4 protein-coding genes and 1 pseudogene are annotated in these 4,059 nt (G+C 62.2%); 4 read left to right on the plus strand and 1 reads right to left on the minus strand.

All coding sequences use genetic code 11. From position 1 onward, the window contains the following. On the minus strand, nt 1-890 hold an 890-nt coding region (locus tag IE249_RS37375; RefSeq protein WP_229858540.1), incomplete at its 3' end, for an NERD domain-containing protein. A gap of 443 nt (nt 891-1,333) precedes the next feature. Here IE249_RS37375 and IE249_RS15475 point away from each other — a divergent pair. The 4 genes and pseudogenes from IE249_RS15475 to IE249_RS37380 all read left to right on the plus strand — a co-directional run. Continuing rightward, nucleotides 1,334-1,648, plus strand: coding sequence for a hypothetical protein (locus IE249_RS15475; protein ID WP_189705395.1), 315 nt, complete (start codon nt 1,334-1,336; stop codon nt 1,646-1,648). 769 nt (nt 1,649-2,417) lie between these two features. Next, nucleotides 2,418-2,717: a trypco2 family protein gene (locus tag IE249_RS40025; RefSeq protein WP_373304391.1), complete on the plus strand. Its 300-nt coding sequence runs from the start codon at nt 2,418-2,420 to the stop codon at nt 2,715-2,717. 12 nt (nt 2,718-2,729) lie between these two features. After that, nucleotides 2,730-3,242, plus strand: a pseudogene (locus tag IE249_RS40360) (S1 family peptidase); the annotation flags it as partial. Nucleotides 3,243-3,305: 63 nt separating this feature from the next. Further along, nucleotides 3,306-4,059: P-loop NTPase family protein (locus tag IE249_RS37380; protein ID WP_229858541.1), on the plus strand; the 754-nt coding region annotated here is incomplete at its 3' end.

Consider the following 4,059-nt stretch of genomic DNA (forward strand, 5'->3'; position numbering starts at 1 on the left):
CCCTGGTGCTCACGGATCTGGACGGCCTGGACGATGCCGCGGTGGTTGATGCCCTGCAGCACCTGGTACTCGCGCAGGGCCGCCCGGTCCACCCGGCCGCGCTGCTCGGCCGACGCCTCCTGGCCCGACAGATAGATGCGGACCCTGCCGCTCTCCTTGACCAGGCCGTCGTCGCGTACCGCGAGCCGGTCCTCCCAGCCAGGGCCCGCGTCGAGGGCGCGCGGCGCGAGCCGCCAGTCGTCCCCGAAGCGCAGGTGACTGGTGGAGTGGCTGATTCCGATGCGCTTCATCAGCATTTCGAGCCGCTGGCTGTCCTGCGGGGTGACCCGCCAGCTCTCCCGCTCCGGCGGCAGCCCGAGCAGGCCGTCCCAGATGCCGGGCAGACCGCTCGTACCGCCGTTGCGTCCGTAGACCGACGCGCGCTGGAACTCGTCCAGCTCGCTCACCAGGTCGGGGTCGTGCAGGAAGACCGCCGGCTTGATGAAGGGGATCTTCGCCTCGGGGATGCCCGCCGCGTGCGCGGCCCGCTCCAGCTGTGCCTTGAGCTCCTTGGCCTTGAGGTCGGTGAGGTGTAGCGGGTTACGCAGCGTCCGCACCCGGTCGCCGTGGAACTGCCAGGTGTCCCCATGGTTCACCACCCGGCCCGGGTGTCCCTTGAGCTCCAGCAGGTAGACACCGCCGGGTACGGCGATCAACAGATCGCACTCGTTGACCCGCCCGGTGACACCGGTGAACCGGAACGTCGCCCACGCCCGGTACGGCTCGGCGTTCGGCATCAGCTGCCGCACGTGCTCAAGGCCCTCCTGCTCCCATCGGAATCCGGACCGGCGCGGCTGGAACCAGTGCTCGCGACGCGCCGGGAGGCCGGGCTTGGCGGCGGTCGGCGTCACTTGGAGTCCTCCGGTACTGGGTGCGTCGTGATGGGGCAAGCCTAGCGGCGTGACCCGAAGCGCCAGGCTGGGCCGAAGCCTGTGGGAAGCGGTCCGAACTCACCGGGCCGCACCAAGCCCAGTTACACGGATATAAGTCATCCCGAACCGGTACGAAGCTGGATTCGGACAGGCGAGTCGTAGATCTGGCGCTACGCCAGTACCGCGCTCGGCTGTCGAGTGCCACTGCTGTCCGCTGTTGTCAGAAATGCCGTCACTGCCGTCGGCCACAGCCTCTGTGAGCACCGCTTTAGGAGTTCGATCACTGCTCGGCACCGCCGGGGAGCCGCCTGGCCACGCTGGCCGTGCCAGACCGCCTAGGAGTGCTGGCGTCTGGCGGCGTTGATGTCACTCGTAGATGTCAGAACGGCGCGACTGCGTGCGCTCACTGGCACGATGGGCTCGTGGTTGACCTGGAGCGCATCCAAGCAGAGACGGTGGCGTACTTCCGAGCACTCGATGAGGACGCCACTGTGCGGCACCACTTCCGCCACGCTGATGAGGACGGTGGCCTCTGGTACATCGAGGCGGTACCCGACCGCGGCGAGTTGATCGTCATCAAGCAAGCCGAGCTGACTTCGGTCGGTCAACTCCACCGGTACAGCTGGGAGCGCCTGGAGGACGAGCACGGCGGCCTGACAGACCAAGCGATCGATCCTGAAGAGGATCCGCTGGAGGCCATCCCGGCCGAAGAGTTCCAGCGTGTGTGGGATCGGTGAGCGGGCCGGACAACCACTTTAGGAGAGAGGCTGGGGAGTGAGGCCACTGACCTGGGACTTCGATACCTGGTCAAGCTTCCGGTAACTCGACTGGGAGACACCCCGCTGACCGTGGCTGACCCCTGCATCTGGCACGGCAATGGCACGAACCTCAGCCAACGACAGTCAGCCACGATGGTGGGTGCGCCAGCCGACCACGCACGCGTGTGCCTCGCTGCACCCCCACCAGCCTCAGCCACGCCATCGGTGTGTGTCGTCAACCAGAGCAAGCGGTATCGGCCGGCCCGTGAGGACGGCCGGAGCCCTCAGCTTGGGAAGCTGGGGCACTTCGGGACCCGTCTGGGGCTGACCTGGGCGAACGGTTTGGGACACGGCCTCGTCGGCTCGGCGCTTTCACCGTGGTTCCCCACTGTTCCCCGCTCGAACTGGTGCGCTTGTGGTGCGGCCCTGAACACCCGCGTTGGAACGTGGCGTCACCTGAGCCCGCAGACGATGCGCCCGCTATGACGTCTGAGGACCACGCGTCTGCGCACCGGTAACCCTGATAGGTCCGCGATCTGGCAAGTACGTGGCCGACGGAGCGCCAGAGCCGACGGGCGGATCCTCGACATCGTCGGTCCAAATGCCCATTGCATCGACAGTCACGACCACAGTGTGCTTGCTGGTCGTCGCTCGGTCCCGCTGCAGTAGCCGAGCGCCTAGGGCAGTGTTCTAATGGAATTGAAACGGCATACAGAATGGCTACTGAGAGCTATCTAGGAGAGCCGCAGTGGAGATCGGGCTTGTCGATGCAATCAGCGCTCTTCGGAATGAATTGCTTGAGGCCATGACCGGCTCGGAAACATCTCCAATCCGTTTTCGGCTGGACTCGGTTGATCTAGAAGTTCAGGTGGTAATCGGCAAGTCGGCGGAAGTCGGCGGCAAAGTTCGCTACTGGGTTGTCTCAGCGGAAGGCAAGGGGTCACTAGCCTCTACGAGAACCCATACTTTGAGACTTCACCTCCAGGCTGCGACGGCGGCCAACGAGCCTGTGTACACATCCGACCAGATAGAAACCACTCCGCCATAAGGGAAGAACGAAATGCATCCCCTCCCTGACCGTGTGGCCGAGGTAACATATCAAGCGCGGCCTGACCATTCCGAAATATCTTACGCGTCTGGATATCGCGTAACCAAGGAACTGGTTATGACAGCGGCGCACGGACTTTCGCAAGGGCTTTCCGTAACCGTATGGGTACCGTCTAGAGGTGAGTCCTTCGCCGCCGAGGTAGTATGGCTTGGCGACAGAGGATTTGACGTCGCGCTGCTACGCATTTGCGATCCGCCAGAAAACGATGATCTGCCGCCTGTCTTGCCGGGAGAACTTCCCTCGCATGCGGGCCAGGTCGAATTTCGGGCCATTGGATTTCCCCGTTTCGCAGAACGCCAAGGCCGGCGGCAAAGCGTCGAATTTGAGGGTACGATTCAGCTTGGGTCCACAATCAAAAATCCGGGACTTATTGCGTTGAATGTCACTACCGCAGTGCCCCCTAACGCTGACCCCGACTGGAAGGGGGTATCAGGTGCAGCCGTATTTACCGCGGATGATTGGCTTTTGGTAGGGGTGGTTTCCCAGTCATTGCCCTCTGCTGGCAGCAGATACGCAGAAGCGACCCGCTTGACTTCTGCGCCAGACGAGAACTTCTGGTATCTGCTCGAAAGAAGGCCAAGCGAAGCTGGGTCGCTGTGGAATTCTGTGATATCACACAGGACTTATGTTGAGCGATTGGCTGATTTTGAACTCAACCTGACTTCGGGAACCTTGCCGTTTCTAGCTCCTAGTGGTCATCCATCAAGTCCATCAAACCTACTTAACAGCCTCGAAAAATCTTCGCACGGCGGAATTTTGCTGAGTGGCGGCGCCGGTGCGGGCAAGACCCGCACTTGCATTGAGGTCGCCGAGCTAGCAGTAGACCGCGGCTGGCGGGTCTTCCACGTAGTGGCACAAGGCACAGATGTAATAATTCCAGATATCGCAGGGGCAGTGCTTCGTGATACAACCCCGGCAATCGTCATTCTGGATAATCTTAACGAGCAACTACTAGCCGGGGTTGACCTCACCGCTATCCGACGAAACGTTCTAGAGACTGCCGAGCGCTACGGAGTTCGAGTAGGGGTCCTAGCGTCAGCTCGCCCAGGGTGGCTGAGAAGAGCGCCTACGCCTGTTCGCAGTGAGCTCCGCAAGATATTCGAACCTGTTTCCATATGTGACGATATAAGTCACCTTCGTGCCGTCAGTCAACGGATTGCGGAACGCGCGGCGCCAAACGCCTATGCTAGGTTCGGGCAGGATCTATTTGAGATATGCGGGCACCGTCCAACCATCGCCCTCTTGATCGCGCACGAGGTTGAAGCACGGATCAAGGAAGGAC

This window comes from Streptomyces anandii JCM 4720 (genome assembly GCF_014650655.1).
GTDB lineage: Bacteria > Actinomycetota > Actinomycetes > Streptomycetales > Streptomycetaceae > Streptomyces > Streptomyces anandii.